The sequence below is a fragment of the Arachidicoccus ginsenosidivorans genome, assembly GCF_007971385.1.
GTDB lineage: Bacteria > Bacteroidota > Bacteroidia > Chitinophagales > Chitinophagaceae > Arachidicoccus > Arachidicoccus ginsenosidivorans.
This window is the reverse complement of sequence record NZ_CP042434.1, coordinates 5754668-5773153: the sequence shown is the minus strand read 5'-3', so window position 1 is coordinate 5773153 and position 18486 is coordinate 5754668. Positions and strand designations below refer to the sequence as shown.

Here is an 18486-nt window from a genome sequence, read left to right as displayed (position 1 = left end):
AAAAAGAAATAAAGTCTTAAAAAAAATCAAAATTAGAAGATATTTTATATAAAATTTTAGCAATTATTCAAAAAAGGAAAAATATCTATTGTTGTATAAAACCATTATTACATATATTTAATAAATAAATATTTATACTATATTTTCATAATTAAATTATAAAGAGATAGTTAGCAGGATAGTACAGGACAGTTCAATCGATTGCAATTTATAGTTTTGTTTACAAATAAACGTTTGTAAAAGGCTGAACTGTTAATTAATATTTGAATTGATTTGAGTAGAATCTATACCAGTACGCTAAAAATGAACACATTGATTTTTAAAAATAAACTAAACCATAAATGTGCTATGCTTAAACCAAATGCTTTTGTTGTCCTACTTATGATGGTACTATCTTTTGGCTGCAAGAAAAAAGAGTGGGATGCATTTTATGGAAGACCGGATGATTTAGCGCCCCCTATTTATCAAGTATTAGAACAGGGCAATTTTACCACACTACTACAACTGATTGATAAAAGCGGATATAAACAAACCCTGAATACAGGTGCAGGGTATTGGACATTTTTTGCGCCAAATGACGCCGCTTTTGACGCTTATTTTAAGTCGGGTAAATTTTCAGGTGTCGCTGCCATTGATTCTTCAACCGCCAGAGCTATGGTGCAGTATATGTTGATCTATAATAAATTTTCGTCAAGTCGCCTGGACGATTATCAGGCCTCAGAAAATAATACAGGCTGGACCGAAAATGAAGCGTTTAGAAGAAGGACCGCTTATTATACAGGCTTTTACCATGATGAATCAACGCAAGGTCCAATAGTAGCTATTGCTGATAATCGCAATAATATCTCCACCTCACTTACGGGCAATTATGTACCGTCGGATTATAACAATAAATATATCACCTATTTTAAAGATAATTATTTTTCAAATGCAACGCTGACAGCCGCTGATTATAATTATTTTTACCCAAAGTCTAATTATACGGGTTTTAATGTACTGGGCGCAAGTGTGTAGTAACACCAGATATTGACGCTGAAAATGGGATGATTCATGAAATCGATCAGGTCATTGATCCACTTCCCAGTATCGATGAATATTTAAAGACTAATCCAAATTATTCTAGCTTCTGGAAGATTTTAAACCGTCTGAACACCAATAATACAGTACAATATATCTATAACGAGGAGGCCACCCAGCGCTATCAGATCCTAAGTAAATCTTCCGACAAGGTTTATGTAAAGGCCTATTCCGCATTATTGTCCTATTCGCCTAATAACGAGAATTTCCTGAAAGAAGGGGATAACGACGGGCAGAAGGATTGCTGGACGATGTTTGCACCCACCAACAGCGCTGTAGACAATTATGTACAGCATACCCTACTCAGGTATTACCCTTCACTGGATAGTGTGCCTCTGGAGATAATTACGGATTTTTTAAATGCACATATGTTTCCAACAGTCGTATGGCCATCTAAGTTTTCTATGACCGTCAACTCTTTTTCCGAACCAGCACGCTTTGATCCGATTAGTGATGTCGTTGACCGCAAAGTATTAAGCAATGGCTTTTTTTATGGAACGAACAAAGTGGAACAAGCAGATATTTTTAGTACCGTCTTTAGTGAAGCCTACCTGAATCCAAAATATACTTTTATGACAAGGCTATTTGAATCTTCAGGGCTGAGTCTGTTAATTGGGAAATCCAATATTCCGGTCAATATCTTGTTAATTCCTGACGCCGTATTTGCCCAGGCAGGCTTACTTATAATGCCTCCAGCGAAGAATTTAAATACAACGGCAGCACCAATGGGGTGCCCGACCGCCTGGAAAGGATTATTCGTACCTGTGTTTTCTTTGGCAATTATAAAAATGAGATGGATGATTTATCCGGATCAGGTATTGTCAAATCCGGAGATGCTGACAACGAAGGTGAGTATATTAAATTTAATAATAATGAGATTTGGACCTCTGGTTTAGAGGATGCAGGCATTGCGGCTCACGTGGATAGTTCAAAGACGGCCACAAATGGGAAAGTCTATTATGTTGACCAGGTATTGTCCTATTCAGATAACGGTGTAGGTTATCAGCTATCAAATTTAGCCCCAGACGAATCCTCTTCATTTTATTATTTCTGGCAACTACTTAAAAACGCAAGCTCCGTTTTTAATGTCAGCACCAACAGCATTATCGGTAACACCGGATTTAGTACCCTTTTTGTGCCGACAAATGAGGCCATCAGAAGCGCCGTAATGGATGGATATTTACCAGGCGATAAGCTTACCGGGGAACCCAAATTTAATTCCACGAATGTAAATGATATGGAACTGGTAAGAAAGTTCTTGCAATACCATATTCTGGCCAGTCATACAGCTGTTGTGGATGGCAATACCGATCCTGCCAAGTATGATACGGATCTCAAAGATGATTTAGGAACCACCTATCAAATCAAGGTGCAAAATGATAAAGATGCTATGACGCTAACGGACGATTTAACCGGACAGCGCATGTGATTGTTGCCCAGAGTAACCATTTAGCCAGCCGCTGTGTGATTCATCTGATCGATAATTACCTTAAATACAACTAAAATAACGCCATTAATATTTATTATGAGAATGATATTTAGAAAATTATTGCTATTGTCTTTTATTGGGTGCCTTTTGTGTGTTATCAAACAGCCAAAGCGCAAGACAAAATAATTGTTACAGGAAAAGTGACGGATGCAAATGGAGCGCCACTTAGTGGTGTTTCTGTTACGAAATGGACAATGATCAACGTGTCGTACAGGGAACTGCTACTGATCTACAGGGTGATTTTGCCTTATCCGTGAAAAATGTAAAAGATCGGTTGACATTTCCATCATCGGGTACAAGAGCGAATCAAGTCTAGCGATTAATACCCGAAGAATATTTAATATAAAACTCACGCAGTCCAGTACTGATTTGGAAGATGTGGTGATTTCTTCTGATAACCTGATTGATAACGGCATGTTGCCAGTAAGGCAAAGAGATTTGACAACAGCCATCTCCACAATCAATGCCAAAGAAATGGAAGAGATGCAGGCCACTTCTATTGATCAGGCATTACAAGGACGTCTGGCTGGGGTAGATATTGCTGCCAATTCCGGGGATCCGGGAGCTGGCCTTCAAATTAGAATCAGAGGAACGTCCTCCATTAATGCGTCAGATAATCCATTGATAGTAGTGGATGGTATGCCCTATGATACAGATGTACCGGCTGATTTTGATTTTGGTACCGCTGACGAACAAGGTTATGCAGCCTTGATTAATATTGCGCCATCAGATATAAAGGAAATTACTGTATTAAAAGATGCTGCTGCTACCGCCATCTGGGCTCAAGGGGAGCGAGTGGGGTATTGCTTATTACGACCAAAAGAGGAAAAAGAGGAAAGCCATCCATTAACTATACTTTTAAGGGTACACGCTCGCCCAGAGCCAAACCAATACCCATGCTTACGGGATCCCAATACTCTAGTCTGATCCCAGAGGAGTATATGAATACCAATGGCATTCCGCTTAATACGCAGACTGTCAATGAATTTAAATATGATCCCAATGATCCATATTATTATTACAATTACAGCAATAACACCAACTGGATAGACGCCATATCCCGTTCAGGGAATACGCAGGATCATAATATTTCCATGTCAGGTGGGGAGAGAAGGCCATGTATTATGCTTCAATGGAATATTTAACCCAAAAGGGGATTACCCTGGGTACAGATCTTACCAGGATCAGTAACAGAGTAAACTTGGATTATAGTATTTCTGACAGAATTCATATAAGAACGGACCTCTCTTTTACCCATTCAGAGACCAATAAAAACTACTCGGACGGGGTGCGCAATGTAGCTTATTTAAAAATGCCTAATATGAGTATATACCAGTTGGATGATTATGGCAGTCTTACACCTATATATTTTTCGCCAGAATCCAACATACAAGGTCAATATAGTTCCACTTATAATCCTGTAGCCTTGGCAAAGGCGGCGGTTAATAAAGTGGTGGCAGAAAGGATCACCCCAAAATTTAATATTCGCTATCAAATCGTTCCTTCCAGACTGATGGCGACCGTTGACGTGCAGTTTGATATCAATAGCACGAAAAATAAAAGCTTTCTGCCACAAATTGCCACCGGTCTAGGTTGGACCAATGCTGAGGTGAATAAGGCCTATGACGGAGATAATGACGCCTTTTCTGTACAAACTAAATCTTCGCTGGTCTGGACCCCTGCATTTAAAAATACCAAACACAACTTTATGGGACTGATTAACATGATGACCTATCAGTCAAAGAATATTTCTTATCAGGCCAGAACCTCCAATACAGCATCTTCAGATTTGCAGGATCCCTCGATTCCCTCAAGAGTGAATGGCGCTCAATCAGCGCTAAGTTCCAGTACAAAGCAAAGGACAAGTGGAAGCCTATTATTAAATGGCCAGTATAGTTATTTAGACCGTTATATAATTAATGTTGGTCTTAGAGGTGACGGTACTTCCAGACTGGCTCCTGATAATCGTTATGGGTTATTCCCTTCCGTTTCCGGAAGATGGAGAGCATCAGGAGAGCAGTTCTTATCTGATTTAAAATTCATAGATGATTTAAGCTTCCGGGCCAGTTATGGTCAAAGCGGGAATGCGCCTACTTCAGACTATTCCTATTATAGTATTTATGATAATATGGATTGGAGCTTTATGGGGGAGTCCGGTATCGTTCCATCCAGCATGCAACTAAACAATTTAAGATGGGAAACAGTTGTCGGTACCAATTTTGGCGTCAGTCTCGCTATGTTTAGAAACCGGTTTTTTATTGATGCAGAAATCTATAGAAACAGAACGAAAGATTTGTTGTTTAACGGCCTTGAAATTCCATCTATCAATGGGTTCAATTCAGTTAATATGAATGTAGGGACTATGGATAACCAGGGCTTCGAGATTACCCTACAGACGCAGCCTTATAAAAGCGGTAAATGGAAAGTCGATTTTACTTTTAATGTAGCTAAAAATCAAATATTATACGCAAAATTTCTGAGTTCTACCCTGTTGAAAAGGGCAATGTTACCACAAATGGCACCTTTAAAACTTACATGCAGATTAATAACCCCTTTGGCTCATTCTACGGTTACAATTTCTTAGGCGTGTATAAAGATAAAGAAGCCACTTTAGCCAAAGATGAAAAAGGTCAGTTAATTACCCGTCCTAACGGCGATCCGGTATATATGACCTTTAGTTATCCTTCCATCGGCTATACTTTTCAACCAGGAGATGCTATGTATGAAGATGTAAATCATGATGGTACCATTGATTACCGCGATATCGTCTACCTGGGCAACAGCAATCCTCAACTAACAGGTGGCTTTGGAATTAATGTTTCTTTCGCAGATGCTTGGCGCCTGTCAACCTTTTTTAATTTCAGAACAGGTTACCAGGTGGTTAATGGAACAGAAATGAATACAACAAATATGTATGACTATGATAATCAGAGTACGGCAGTCATGCGCCGATGGAGAAATGAAGGGGACGTGACCAATATTCCCAGGGCATTATATAAGGCAGGCTATAACTGGCTGGGCTCTTCCAGATATGTAGAAAACGGCTCTTTTTTGAGATTTAGAACAGCTACGCTGCGTTATGTCTTTCAAAACCATTGCTACAAAGGATAAAGGCAAAGGCGTTGAGTGCTTATCTGACCGTGGAAAATATTTTGACTTTAACCAAATATAAGGGACAAGATCCAGAGGTGAGTGTAAGAGGATCGGATCCTTTTAGAGTGGCCACAGACAATTCCATGACACCGCCTGTTAAAATGTTTACGCTGGGATTAACCGCTTCCTTTTAAAATTCAAAATTTAGAATTATGAGATGTAGAAATATATATTTAATATCAACCTTGCTACTGATGATTTTAGGCAGCTGCTCAAAGATGCTAGATCAGCAACCAGAAGATGGTATTATAAGAAACAATTATTGGAAAACAAAAGAACAAGTTCATGCAGCCGTTATCGGCGTCTATGCCTCATTAATGGGTGATCCCTCTAATGGTGCAAAGAACCTGGATATTACTTTATTTAAGTGGGGAGAATTGCGTGGTGATATGCTGGCCGCTTCTCTTGGTGCCAGCAGTAATGATATTGAAGTCATGAATATGACTACCCAGACTGCAAACCCGATTGTGGATTGGAGTCCGGTGTATAAAATTATCAATCTATGTAATACGGTTATTGCATACGCGCCTAGCGTATTGGAAAATGACCAGACCTTCACAAAGGACATGTTAAATGGATATATAGGCGAAATGAAGACACTTAGGGCATTAATGTATTTTATTTAGTGCGCAGTTTTGGAGAGGTGCCGCTTAAATTAGACCCCACTTCAAATGATGACCAGATTGTCCAAATGGCGAAAAGTTCGCAAGCAGATGTGTTACAACAGATCGTAAAAGATCTTAAAGATGCAGAGCCGCTGACCCTGACCACTTATGGGAATCAGGCTTCCGATAAAGGGCGAATCACCCGCTATACAGTAGACGCCATTGAGGCAGACGTATACCTCTGGATGGAAAACTATCCTGATGCGGTGACTGCCTGTGACAAGATTATTAACGCAAAAAATTTGGCCTTATTGCCAGCAGCACTGCCTGGTTTACCACCCTATTTAGAAACGGAAATTCTACAGAAAGCATTTTTGAAATTCAGTTTGACCAGCAAAAACTCAACGATTTTTATAATATGTTTGGGGCATCATCCAAGGAGTTTATTGCTTCCAACAAGGTAATGGATGAGATTTATACTACAGAAATCAGTGATTCTACCAATGCTCAGGATATCCGAAGTGCCGGCGCCTCGGTTCGGGCGGAGGATAATGTAATCTGGAAATACGTAGGCAGCAATGCCACCAGTATGATCGGAAACAGTGATTCTTATACCCATTGGTTTTTCTACCGTTATGCGGACGTACTATTAATGAAGGCGGAAGCGCTGGCGCAAATACCGGGTAGAGGACAACAGGCACTTGATCTAGTAAATGTCATCCGCAAAAGAGCAGGTGCACCGGCATCTACCCAGGAAAGCCCTGATGTGAATAACTCAGATGAACTCTCCAGATATATATTAAGCGAAAGAGCCAGAGAATTTGCCTTTGAAGGCAAAAGATGGTATGATGTATTACGCTATGCCAAAAAGAACAATTATGAACATATCAGTTATTTACAAGATTTTGTCGCGGCACTTGTCCCAGCAAATATGGTTCGACTGGTAAAAGAGAAAATATTGGATCATAACAGCCATTATTTTCCGATTTATACCTATGAACTAGAAACCAATAAGTTACTTATTCAAAACCCATTCTACCAATAAACCTATCTGTCATGAAAAGTGTTAGACTATTATCAGTGGTTACCTGCGCATTACTGCTTTGTACAGTGATCGTATGTTGCACCAAAACCAGGTTGACAAGAACTACCTCAACTAGCCCAAATATAATGGATTATTTAAGAAGCGATTCCTTAAACAGGTTTACCCAGCTTGTGAAGATTATTGATCGGGCAGCCTACGCAACTGAATTAAATACCTATGGTACTTATACACTATTTGCGCCAACGGATTCAGCGGTAAATCGTTATTTAATGGCACATAATATAGCCTCCATAGAAGGTCTTACAAAAGAGCAGTGGCAGGAGGTTTTGAAATTCCATTTACTGGAAGAAAGCCTGCCCAGCAGCACTTTTACTGATGGTAAATTACCGGCCATTACCGATTATGGTCAATATTTGATAACAGGCATAAAAAATGTCAATGGCGTTTCTTCCTATTTTATCAATAGGCAAGCCTTGGTGACTCAGGCCAATATTACGGTTGGCAACGGAATTATCCATGCCGTGGATCACGTACTGGAACCCTCCGTGTCAACTATTGCCGAGTTACTGTCTAAAGATACGACCTATTCTATTTTTACCCAGGCCGTTAAAGAAACCGGTTTTTATGATACCCTAAATGCCATGAAAGATCAAGGGGGTAGTCAGATCTGGCTTACGGTAATTGCCGAAAGAAATCAGAGCTACCGAGATTCTGGCATAGCAAACTATAGTGCACTTAAACAACGCTTCAGTAATACCGGTAATCCTAAAAATGTGTTAGACAGCCTGCATTTATATGTGGCTTATCATATTATACCCGATGTCAAGTATTTAGCAGATATCGTCAACACCAATTCACAGTCCACTTTAGCGCCTTTAGAAGTTTTGACCGATAAGCTGGTGGGTGATACCGTTTTAATCAATGACGATTCTTATTCTACCCTGGAAGGGACTGTCTATGAGCCAGGCGTTAAAATAGATTTATCCTCCAGCGATCAATCGGCGACCAATGGTGTATTACATACTGCCCAGGGCGGCATTAAGATTAAAGTCAGGAAGCCTTTTCCCGTTTATTGGGATTTATGCGCAACACAACCTGAGTTAACACGACTTTCGTCCATCTACAGGAAACAAACCTTTTTATTCGATTATGGAGACGGAAATACTTTTGCTGGTATTAAGTGGGAAAAAAGTTGTTTAAAATATAGAGCAGGTGTCAATGGATATTTAGGGGATTATTGGCAGGTCGGCATGGGACGTTCCTCCAGTAATACAGATAATCTGGGGACCTGTTCAGGCAATAGCTGGATTGAATTTACCACGCCCTTACTGGTTAAAGGAAAATATAAAGTCTGGTTCTGTTATTATAGACAAAATTCAACTACAATCTCAGTGCAGGCATTGTTTGATTCTGTTCCTCTGACAAGTGCTTTAATTCAGTTTGACAAAAAAATCTCCTCAGTGGATTTTGCTAAAGAATCAGAACTGGCTGCTATTGGCTGGAAATGGTGGGCAGGTGTAAATAAAAAATCCGGTTCCACTGCAGCGCGTATGCTGGGTGTGGTGGATGTAAAAGAAACAGGTCAACATAAGATCAGGTTTGAGCTGGTATCCGGTGCCAATGCGGATTGCAATTTTGATATGGTTCAGTTTATTCCGGTAGATTGGCCCAGTCAGACTAGCCCTAGGTTCAACCCTGATGGATCCGTCGAATATTAAAATTCAGCTGCTTCCAGTTCTTTAAACTATTAATAACAATTGAATGAAGAAATATATTATAATGATGATGGCCACAATATTAATTGTTGCCTCCTGTAAAAAGTGGGATGATCATATAGCCTTGAACACTCCAGGCTTAAATGAAACCTTATTTGCCCAGATCAAAGGCAATAGTGACCTGTCTTTATTTGCATCATACATAGAAGAAGCAAATCTAGATACCTTACTGAATTCCTCCATGAATCTGACGGTGTTTGCCCCATCCAATGAGGCTTTAAAGCAATTACCCGATTCTATTGGGCAAAACCCCGCAAGTCTACGTAGGTTTCTTTTGAATTTAATTGCCGGTAAGGCCTATTATACAAGAGATGCCAGTAGTGATTTACGCATCAGGATGCTCAGTGGAAAAAGAATTCAGTTTGACCAGGGTAAATTCCAAGAGGCCAATTTGACAAAAAGTGATATGGTGGCTAAAAACGGGGTTTTACATATTATCGACCAGCCCGTATTGCCACTGCCCAATATCTGGGAATATCTCAATGCCACGAAAGGGGAATATAAGCAAAATGCCTATATCGCCTCTTTAAACTATAGAGGTCAGGATTTAAGTCAGGCAGAAATTGACAGTATTGATTTAACAACCGGTGTCCCTGTTTATAAAACAGGGACCGGCATTGTAGAAATCAATACATTTAAAACGAAAGTATATGATGTTGCAGATGAGGATTCCTTATATACCTATTTTGTGCTGACAGATGCTGCTTTTGAAAGCCAACAAGCTAGTATGAAACCTTATTTTAAGGCGCTTAGTGAAGATACCTCTATAAGCAATGCAAATTGGAGTGTTGTGAAAGATTTAGTTGTAAGTGGGTTACATGAGAACTTATCCGCTACGACACAATTCGTTACCAAATCTAATGTTCATTTTTCAATAAATCCCGCTTCGATTGTTGCCACCCAAAAAGTAAGTAATGGTATAGTGTATGTGATGAGTTCCCTATCCATGCCCATAGCAGAGAAAATTCCTGTTGTGTATATTCAGGGAGAAAACCCGATCGGCTTTTCTTCTGAAACCGAGAGTGCACTAGAAGATATTTTTTACCGTAAACGATTTAACCCTATCACGCGTGATACTTTTACGGATATTTATGTAAACCGTGGTTCATCCGGTGCCAATTTTTACGCAGATTATGCGACCAATAATTTATATACTGCTACTTATAAGGTGTATTGGGTGGCTCTTAATGATTATGTCAGTTCAGGTCAGGGGGACGATGCCTATGGAACTACTGGAAATCTCAATCAAATTGTAAAGGTGATGGCCAATGACTCACTCTCTACAGTGTTGTTTAATGAGACAGGAGTGGTAGAGCCCAATACCTATACAGAAACCTATATTGGAGAATTTACAAATGATGGGTACAACTGGTTGCTTTCATACCCCAGGGTTATGCCAGATGGTAGCACCTACGAGGTGAATCCTGCAACCAAATTTATCCGATTGCAGGCGCCCTCCAGTAATAGCAGCCCTTATAATCTGACACTTGATTATTTGAAATTCGTCCCAGTTTTTAATTAATTTATATACTTCCTATGATTATTATGAGAAAATTATTTTATATATTAATTGGAGGATTAATCGGGTTGCCATTGCAGCATGGATTTGCTCAAAGTGTTAAATCCGTCCATCCGTCCATTACAAAACCAAAGGACACCCTACAGGTATCAGGTGTTATATTAGACGTTGTCAGCAAAAGGCCGCTTTATGGAGTGTACGTTTCCTATAAGGATTATGGTGCTGCTATTACGGATTCTTTAGGTCATTTCAGTATTGCTGTTCCCAATATGCAGATTACTTTAATGGTTAAGGCGGAGGACTATAACAATCAGCAGGTAGCCTTAAAAGGACGCAGCTCTATTGAGATATTATTGCAGAAGTCCGGTGCTGCCAGCTTCTATAATGAGATCGTAACACCTTCCAGACAAGTCAGTAGATCAAAAATAACAGGCGCTATGGACGCCATTGAAACAAAGGGCAACTGGAATGCCGATCCCGGCTCCGTTGATAACTTTTTGCAAGGAAAAGTAAGCGGTTTAAATGTAATTAGGCGCTCAGGTACACCCGCTGCGGGAGCTAATTTATATTTGCGCGGCTATAATTCCTTGTACGCTTCAAATCAACCTATCATCATTGTAGATGGGGTTTATTATGATAATGCTACCTACGGTGCCAGCTTGAATAAAGGCTATTATAACAACCCGCTATCCTTTATTGATTTAAAAGACATTGATAAGATTACCGTTATAAAAGACGCTACCTCAACTTATGGCTCAAAGGGCGCTAATGGTGCGATTATTATCACCACTGCCAGGGCGCATGAAGAGGCGACCTCTATTGATGTTTTACTCTCCGGGGGCGTTAATTTTAGCCCCAAGAGCCTGCCAGTGATGGACGCAAGCGATTTTCGCTCCTACCTGTCTGAGATGTTACAATCCAAGGGTATGACAGATGCAGATATCTCAGCATTATCCTATATGAACGACAGTACCTCTTCAATGGATTATTATAATGTACATCAAAACAATAACTGGCAAAACAAAATATTTAGAAATTCATATATGCAAAATGCTTATTTGAAGATAGCGGGAGGAGATAATATTGCCAAATACGCTTTGAGTATCGGTTATGGTAATAATAAATCTCCCTTACAAAATACCGGGCTGACCCGGTATAATATGCGCTTTAATGCGGATCTTAATCTGACAAAAAGACTTATTGCTTCTGCCAATGTTAGTTATTATAGAAATGAGCAAAATATTAGAAATACTGGGATTGCACCCACGACCAATCCCATTTTTACCAGTCTTGTGAAAGCGCCTTTTTTTGCAGATCATCTGATCTCCGCCTCAGGAGTCGTTTCACCACAATATGCAGACCACGACACGTTGGGTATCAGCAATCCTATTGCCATTATCAACAGCGAAAAAGGGCAGAATAATAGTTTTAGGTATAACGGAGGTATTTCATTTAAATACTTATTAAGTAAAAATCTTTCACTGGCCACAACGGTGTCCATTACGAGTCAAAAAATCCGGGAAACCTTTTTTGTTCCCCAAAGAGGAATTGTAAGTGATACCTTAATGAATGACTTACTGGCCAACAACCGGTCAGGCGCTCAGGTAATTAAATTGTTTAATGTCTATAATGATTCCAGGATCAACTATAATCAGCATTTTGGCTTTATCAATGATCTGGATGTGACCTTTGGGTTCCGATATAATAAACTTAAATCTGAACAGGATTACGGATTAGGCTTCAATGCAGCGACAGATCAATTGACCAGTGTCGGATATGGACTAAATACTTTAAGGCAAATAGGAGGTTCGATTGGCTCGTCCACCTGGATGGAGACCTATTTAAATGCAGCTTATGGCTTGCAGGATAAGTATTTTTTGAATGTAAATGCCTCAATGGATGCTTCCTCAAAGTTCGGCAGAAATGTAAATAGTGGGGCATTAAGGATCGCGGATCGACCATTTGGTGTGTTTCCTTCCGCCGGGTTTTCATGGCTTGCCTCCTCAGAAAAATTCATGGCAAACGCTAATTGGCTGGATCTGTTAAAATTCAGGGTATCTTATGGTATGATGGGCAACGATGATATTGGTAATTATACTGCGCGTAGTTATTATACTGCACAAAATCTATTGGGTATTTCAGGGCTTGTTAAAGGAAACCTGGGTAATGAATCGCTTATGTGGGAGCGTGTCTCAAAAGCTAATATCGGTTTAGATGTCGATTTGTTGAATAACCGGCTTAGTTTAACGCTGGATGCTTATCATAATAAGACCAGCCATATGGTTATTTATGAACCCGGACCAACGGTTTCCGGACAGGACTATATTATTACCAATAATGGGGGCATGAAAACGAGTGGTGGTGAAATTTCCCTAAATGCGGTACTCGTGAATAAGCGACGATTCAATTGGCAGCTAGGATTTAATATCGCCAAATATACATCCATTATTACAAAATTACCCACCGGGCCTATTTATACAGATTTTGCAGACGGCGTTATTCTGACCAGTATTGACAACGCCCCAAATCTGTTTTTTGGCTATAAAACAAACGGAGTTTATAGCTCTGATCAAGAAGCTACAGCCGCTGGTCTAAGTAAATTAAATAGCAACGGAACTACGTCTATTTTCCACGGAGGCGATGTTCGTTTTGTAGACCTGAACGGGGATAAGGTCATAGATGAGCAGGATAGACAAGTCATAGGTAATCCTAATCCTGACTTTTATGGAGGGGCTAACACTGCCATCACCTTCTCTAATTGGACATTATCGGCTTTGGTCACTTTTATGAAAGGAAATGACTTGTATAATTACGCCAGACGTCAACTGGAATCAGAAAACAACTTTTATAACCAAACAGCGGCGATAAAAAACAGATGGCGTACGGACGGCCAGATCACGGCTATTCCGAAGGCCACATGGGCTGATCCTATGGGCAATAGCCGGTTTTCTGACAGATGGATTGAAGATGGATCTTATATACGTTTAAAAAACCTTTCATTATCCTATAACATACCCCTGAAAGCAAATAAAGCACTCAAATCGATGAATGTCTTTTTAACTGGAACAAATTTATTGACACTAACAAAATATTTAGGATACGATCCTGAGTTCAGTGCCACTTCAAGCGTATTTGGGCAGGGAGTAGACACTTTTTTAGAACCCCAATATAAAAGCATTGAATTAGGTGTGAAAGTGGGACTTTAATGTGAATAAAAGTGAATCATAAAGCGAATCAGTGTACCGCAATAAATAATACATGATGAAAATAAATAATTTATTACTGGCATTTTCTTTCATCGTTCTACTGGGAACTTCTTGCAAGAAAATGATAGATGAAGAGACCAAGGACGTTGTTGAGCAGAAAAATATGTACAAAAATCTCTATGACGCTGATGCAGCCATCATTGGATTATATGGGCAATTTCAGCAGTTGGCTGCTCAACATGTCGTATTGAATGAATTAAGAGCTGATTTGATGACCGTTACAGCTAATGCAGACGATTATTTAAAACAGATTGAAAACCATGAGGCAAAACTAGGTAATCCATATATAGATCCTAAACCTTATTATAAGGTGATACTTGCCTGCAATGACATGTTATATCATTTTGATATCATGGTTCAAAACAAAATTTTGGATAATACTGAGTATGGCGTACGTTATGCAGATGTTGCCTCTATTCGCAATTGGGTTTATCTTCAGTTAGGAATTCAGTTTGGTCATGTGCCTTATATTACAACTCCTATACAGGATGTTCAGACCTTGGACGCAGTTGTAAATTCAGGTAAATATGCACCTATAAGTTTTGATCAGCTTTTAGATTCTTTGGTCAGTGTCCAGCAGCAATTAGCGATTCTTAGTCCCTACCCAGAAGGAAGTTCTCTAATTACCACCGTAGATGGTTACTCGACCGGGCGGTTTTTTATCAATAAGGAAGTCATGCTGGGTAAACTTTACTTATGGAGAGGAAAAGGAGATGATTACCACAATGCGGCTATCGCTTTCAAATCTGTTATGGAAACTGGCGGTACCGGAGATTATTATACCTATAGAATGACAGGTGCTTCTAAAGGAGATAATAATGATCTGGCGGTAGGGTATATCAGATACCAGGAAGAAAACGAAGGTAGTTTAGTGGATAATAACAGTCAGGGGTGGCGTTCTATTTTTGCCAGGGAAGAAGATCAACTCTTTGATAGAGAATGGATTTGGTATTTACCTTATAGTACACTTTTTAAACCAGAGAATCCATTTATGAAACTATTTTCAAGTACCCAAGGGAGTTATCTGCTGAAGCCTTCTGTTCAGGCAATTGATAACTGGAATAACCAGCTCCAGAAAAATGACTTTCCCTATGATGCTCGTGGGGTGAAATTTTCTTATAATATAGTGAATGGTCAGCCAGAGATTATGAAATATCAATTTAATCCAAATGCACAAAAATGGTTTTTATATAGGGCAGGGGAGTTACATCTGGATTTTGCGGAAGCGGCTAACAGAGATGGTCACCCTGCAATTGCAGACGCAATTTTAAATCAAGGGATACAACCTTCTTTAGGAAACGCAATCATTGATCAGGGAATTCCTTATGTGTTTGATGCAAGGAAAAGTTCCAATCCAAGTATTGCCGGCGATTGGTATTTGAATGCAGGTGTTCGTGGGCGGGCTAATTTATATAGCGTGCCCGTTGAAAGTGGTAGCACGATTTCTATCGAAGATCACATAACAAACGAAAGAGCATTAGAATTGGCTTTTGAAGGTAAAAGGTGGTCTGATTTGTTAAGGATTGCCTTAAGACGAAAAGATCCATCCTATCTGGCTGACAAAGTGTATCAGAAACTTATAAAAGAAAATAATCCCAATGCTACTGCAGTCAGAGCAAAATTAATGAATCAACAAAATTGGTATTTGCCCTTTAAATGGTAAGCATTGATGATGTCTGTACTATTTTAGTTATTGTACTATTTAGTGGTTGTTAATCCGTTTGATAAATTAAATAAACGGTTAATGAAAGAAATGAGTAAAAATAAGTGTTTTGAAAAATCACAGATAACTGTAGAAACTTTTTTAGAGGGACCTAAAATAACCAGCAGGATTGGCTGTGTGATTTGTCGCCATCCGATTTGTTACTTAGTGCAAAACAAGAGGCGATCGATTAATGATCACCCTTTTGCAGAAGATATTATTTTTCTTTGCCAAGAACATTATGAAAAGTGGAGTAAAGGTGCACATAAATTTTGTCCACTCAAAAAATGCTTCAAAATTCAAATATTTCTTTAAAAGATAATGAGAATGATCTCCCTTTTCAAATTAAAGCTTTTGAAACAGTGAGCATAAGAATGGGGCAATTTTACAATCTTGTTCATGTGATTCCTTAAAAGAGAGGCTAAAACCTTTGCTTACCATTGATGAAATCACTGTTTTGGGCCTAAATGTTCTTGATGCGCAGTTATTAATTACGCTATTACTTTTTGATAAATATAATAACAGATTATTAATTGTAAGGAACAGTTTAATAGAATATGCGTCTCCCGATATTCGAATATTATTTTTAAAAAATATGTTGACCATTCTGCAAAATAACGAGGTCATATTTTCAATGCACTATTATTATCCAAATAAAATTGAATTGAAAGTGGTCAAGTTGATGCTTAATGGCGTCTGTATCTCCGTAAAAAATAACTTGATCTTTATTAATGAAAACCCAGTAAAGTCGTTGGATAAGAAAAGTGGGATAGATTTTTCCTTCATTCATATTGGCGCTTGCGATAAAAAAACCGCACAGCAAAGTTTATCTTCCTAATGTCGACAGGTATGAAAAATAGAGGTGTCTGCTTTTAAAATTAAAAATTGATTCTTTTGTGAAAAGTGTTGACCAATTCTTTGTTTGGACACTTAAAAACAACACACGAAAAAGTGGATGAATGTTTTGAAGCAAAAATGGGCCATAAATTCCCACACAGATTTTTTAAATATAAAACTGCCCCAGACCCTGTAATGGATAGGGGCAGTCTCCTTTCATGTTGATTCTATTATTTAATTACTGTACAATAACCTTTTTAGAAATAATCTAACCAATTGATTTATTATTCACCTTAAAATACAAACCCTTAGATAATCCTTCTGTGGTAACTTGCTCGGTATTGCTGGCAGCTGTCAACCGTTTAACCAACTTACCACTAGCTGTAGTGAAAGTTCCAAGTAAAACAGCACTCACAAAAAGTACAAACCTTTTTTAATAAAAGAAGTAAATTTTCTTTTCATATTTTCCGAATTAATGATGAATAAACAAGAACCTTAAGTTGAAATTTCAATAGGATTTGTAAAAATATTCATAACAAATAAGATGATTTGTAGCTATTTGGCGACAGCTTGTAGCTTGGATGTATTGTAAACGGCTTACGCAATTTAAGTTCAATGCTATAATTGAAGGCGTCCAGGCGGGGAACAGGCCACTACTAAACTACTGATTTATGTATTAAGGAATTTCAACATTTATAGCCATTACTGGCCTCAAATTTGAGTCTACTTTATACAATGGAATGATTCAATGAGCGTCTTCTTTTAATAATGTTATGCATTAAAACAACAATATGAACCTGAAATCCAGCGAACCCTTCTGGTTGGTGAAAAACGGTATCCTGAACTCCTATCCATCCTTGAGTCGTGAGATAGAAACAGATATTCTAATTATTGGAGGCGGCATTACAGGTAGCCTAATTGCCCATCAATGTATGGAAGACGGGTATAAGACCGTTTTAGTTGATAAAAGAGAAATTGCTAATGGCAGTACCTCAGCCACTACTTCCATGCTTCAATATGAAATCGATACGCCTTTATATAAACTAATAGAACAGATTGGCGAAAAAGGAGCGGTAGATAGTTACAGGGCCTGCTACCAGGCGATTGATAAGTTGGGCGAGATCGCCCATCATATAAAATCAGACTGTGGTTATAAAAAGAAGGATTCCCTGTATTTTGCAGCAAGAAAAAAAGACGTTTCCTGGTTGAAAAGAGAGTTTGAAGCAAGAAAAAAATACGGATTTCCGGTAAGTTGGCTGGAAGCCAAGGACATTCGCCAAAAATATCACCTTAGCAATACCTATGGTGGCATTTTATCCCGCCAGGGCGGCAGTATGGATGCCTTTTGTTTCACCCACGACCTTTTGGCATATAATCGTAAAAGAGGGCTGTTAATTTATGATAAAACAAATATTGAAAAAGTCAAATATCACAAAGGTAGTATTCAGGCTCAGACAGAATATGGTAATAGCATAAAAGCAAAAAAGGTAATTTATTGTAACGGTTATGAAAGTGTAGAAATTATTAAGGATCGATTTGTAAACCTATTATCCACTTTTGCCATTGTAGGAGAAAGATACGAAGGCGACCAGACTTACCTGAAGGATATTTTGATCTGGAATACGGCTAGACCTTATATATATATGAGGACCACAGATGATAATAGAATACTCATTGGTGGCGAAGACGAAAAATTTGTCAATACAACCAAGCGAGACAGACTGCTGCTGAAAAAACAGCTCAAATTGGAAAAACATCTTGAAAATATCCTTCCAGAACATGACTTTAGGACTGATTTTGTCTGGGCAGGCACTTTTGGAGAAACCAAAGATGGACTTCCTTACATAGGCACACATCCAGATTTTCCGGCTGCTTATTTTGTTTTGGGATTCGGTGGAAACGGCATTACCTTTTCAGTGACAGGGATGTCTATGGTATCTAATATGCTGAAAGGAGAAATCCATCCATTAACGGAGTATTTTAAGTTTAGAAGATAAAAAGAGAGACTAGGGTAGGGT

18 protein-coding genes are annotated in these 18486 nt (G+C 38.8%); all 18 read left to right on the top strand.

The window, feature by feature from the left end; translation table 11 throughout:
• Positions 1-348: 348 nt before the first annotated feature.
• The 18 genes from FSB73_RS23140 (at position 349) to FSB73_RS23065 (ending at position 18465) form a co-directional block, all read left to right on the top strand.
• Positions 349-1014 carry a fasciclin domain-containing protein gene (locus FSB73_RS23140; RefSeq protein WP_158639692.1) on the top strand — a complete coding sequence of 222 codons (666 nt, stop codon included), beginning with the start codon at positions 349-351 and terminating at the stop codon, positions 1012-1014.
• A 29-nt stretch (positions 1015-1043) separates the two neighbouring features.
• Complete coding sequence (locus tag FSB73_RS23135; protein ID WP_146787904.1) at positions 1044-1973, top strand: hypothetical protein; 930 nt, start codon at positions 1044-1046, stop codon at positions 1971-1973.
• Complete coding sequence (locus FSB73_RS23130) at positions 1871-2506, top strand: fasciclin domain-containing protein (RefSeq protein WP_146787901.1); 636 nt, start codon at positions 1871-1873, stop codon at positions 2504-2506. Before FSB73_RS23135 ends, FSB73_RS23130 begins: the two co-directional genes overlap by 103 nt.
• A 149-nt stretch (positions 2507-2655) precedes the next feature.
• Positions 2656-2823, top strand: coding sequence for a carboxypeptidase regulatory-like domain-containing protein (locus FSB73_RS23125; protein WP_146787899.1), 168 nt, complete (start codon positions 2656-2658; stop codon positions 2821-2823).
• 121 nt (positions 2824-2944) lie between these two features.
• On the top strand, positions 2945-3493 hold the full coding sequence (locus tag FSB73_RS23120) for a TonB-dependent receptor plug domain-containing protein (RefSeq protein WP_146787897.1): 549 nt from the start codon (positions 2945-2947) through the stop codon (positions 3491-3493).
• Positions 3463-3711 carry a hypothetical protein gene (locus tag FSB73_RS23115; protein ID WP_146787894.1) on the top strand — a complete coding sequence of 83 codons (249 nt, stop codon included), beginning with the start codon at positions 3463-3465 and terminating at the stop codon, positions 3709-3711. Before FSB73_RS23120 ends, FSB73_RS23115 begins: the two co-directional genes overlap by 31 nt.
• Positions 3699-5150, top strand: a complete 1452-nt coding sequence (locus FSB73_RS23110; RefSeq protein WP_158639691.1) for a TonB-dependent receptor domain-containing protein — start codon at positions 3699-3701, stop codon at positions 5148-5150. The genes FSB73_RS23115 and FSB73_RS23110 overlap by 13 nt, the downstream gene beginning before the upstream one ends.
• Positions 5102-5677 carry a hypothetical protein gene (locus FSB73_RS23105; protein ID WP_146787888.1) on the top strand — a complete coding sequence of 192 codons (576 nt, stop codon included), beginning with the start codon at positions 5102-5104 and terminating at the stop codon, positions 5675-5677. Before FSB73_RS23110 ends, FSB73_RS23105 begins: the two co-directional genes overlap by 49 nt.
• A complete protein-coding gene (locus FSB73_RS23100; protein WP_146787885.1) occupies positions 5662-5853 on the top strand; it encodes a hypothetical protein in 192 nt (63 codons plus the stop codon). The genes FSB73_RS23105 and FSB73_RS23100 overlap by 16 nt, the downstream gene beginning before the upstream one ends.
• 18 nt (positions 5854-5871) lie before the next feature.
• A complete protein-coding gene (locus FSB73_RS26055; RefSeq protein WP_225974314.1) occupies positions 5872-6345 on the top strand; it encodes a RagB/SusD family nutrient uptake outer membrane protein in 474 nt (157 codons plus the stop codon).
• A complete protein-coding gene (locus tag FSB73_RS26050) occupies positions 6345-6788 on the top strand; it encodes a RagB/SusD family nutrient uptake outer membrane protein (protein ID WP_225974313.1) in 444 nt (147 codons plus the stop codon). Before FSB73_RS26055 ends, FSB73_RS26050 begins: the two co-directional genes overlap by 1 nt.
• Positions 6743-7369, top strand: a complete 627-nt coding sequence (locus FSB73_RS26045) for a RagB/SusD family nutrient uptake outer membrane protein (RefSeq protein ID WP_225974312.1) — start codon at positions 6743-6745, stop codon at positions 7367-7369. The genes FSB73_RS26050 and FSB73_RS26045 overlap by 46 nt, the downstream gene beginning before the upstream one ends.
• An 11-nt stretch (positions 7370-7380) precedes the next feature.
• Positions 7381-9087, top strand: a complete 1707-nt coding sequence (locus tag FSB73_RS23090) for a fasciclin domain-containing protein (RefSeq protein WP_146787882.1) — start codon at positions 7381-7383, stop codon at positions 9085-9087.
• A gap of 43 nt (positions 9088-9130) precedes the next feature.
• Complete coding sequence (locus tag FSB73_RS23085; RefSeq protein WP_146787879.1) at positions 9131-10666, top strand: fasciclin domain-containing protein; 1536 nt, start codon at positions 9131-9133, stop codon at positions 10664-10666.
• A gap of 23 nt (positions 10667-10689) precedes the next feature.
• A complete protein-coding gene (locus FSB73_RS23080) occupies positions 10690-13869 on the top strand; it encodes a SusC/RagA family TonB-linked outer membrane protein (protein WP_146787876.1) in 3180 nt (1059 codons plus the stop codon).
• Between the two features lie 52 nt (positions 13870-13921).
• A complete protein-coding gene (locus tag FSB73_RS23075) occupies positions 13922-15592 on the top strand; it encodes a RagB/SusD family nutrient uptake outer membrane protein (RefSeq protein ID WP_225974311.1) in 1671 nt (556 codons plus the stop codon).
• 81 nt (positions 15593-15673) lie between these two features.
• The gene (locus FSB73_RS23070) at positions 15674-15946 is read left to right on the top strand and encodes a hypothetical protein (RefSeq protein ID WP_146787873.1); all 273 of its coding nucleotides are present in this window, start codon (positions 15674-15676) and stop codon (positions 15944-15946) included.
• A gap of 1313 nt (positions 15947-17259) precedes the next feature.
• The gene (locus tag FSB73_RS23065; protein WP_146787870.1) at positions 17260-18465 is read left to right on the top strand and encodes an NAD(P)/FAD-dependent oxidoreductase; all 1206 of its coding nucleotides are present in this window, start codon (positions 17260-17262) and stop codon (positions 18463-18465) included.
• The last annotated feature ends 21 nt before the right edge of the window (positions 18466-18486 follow it).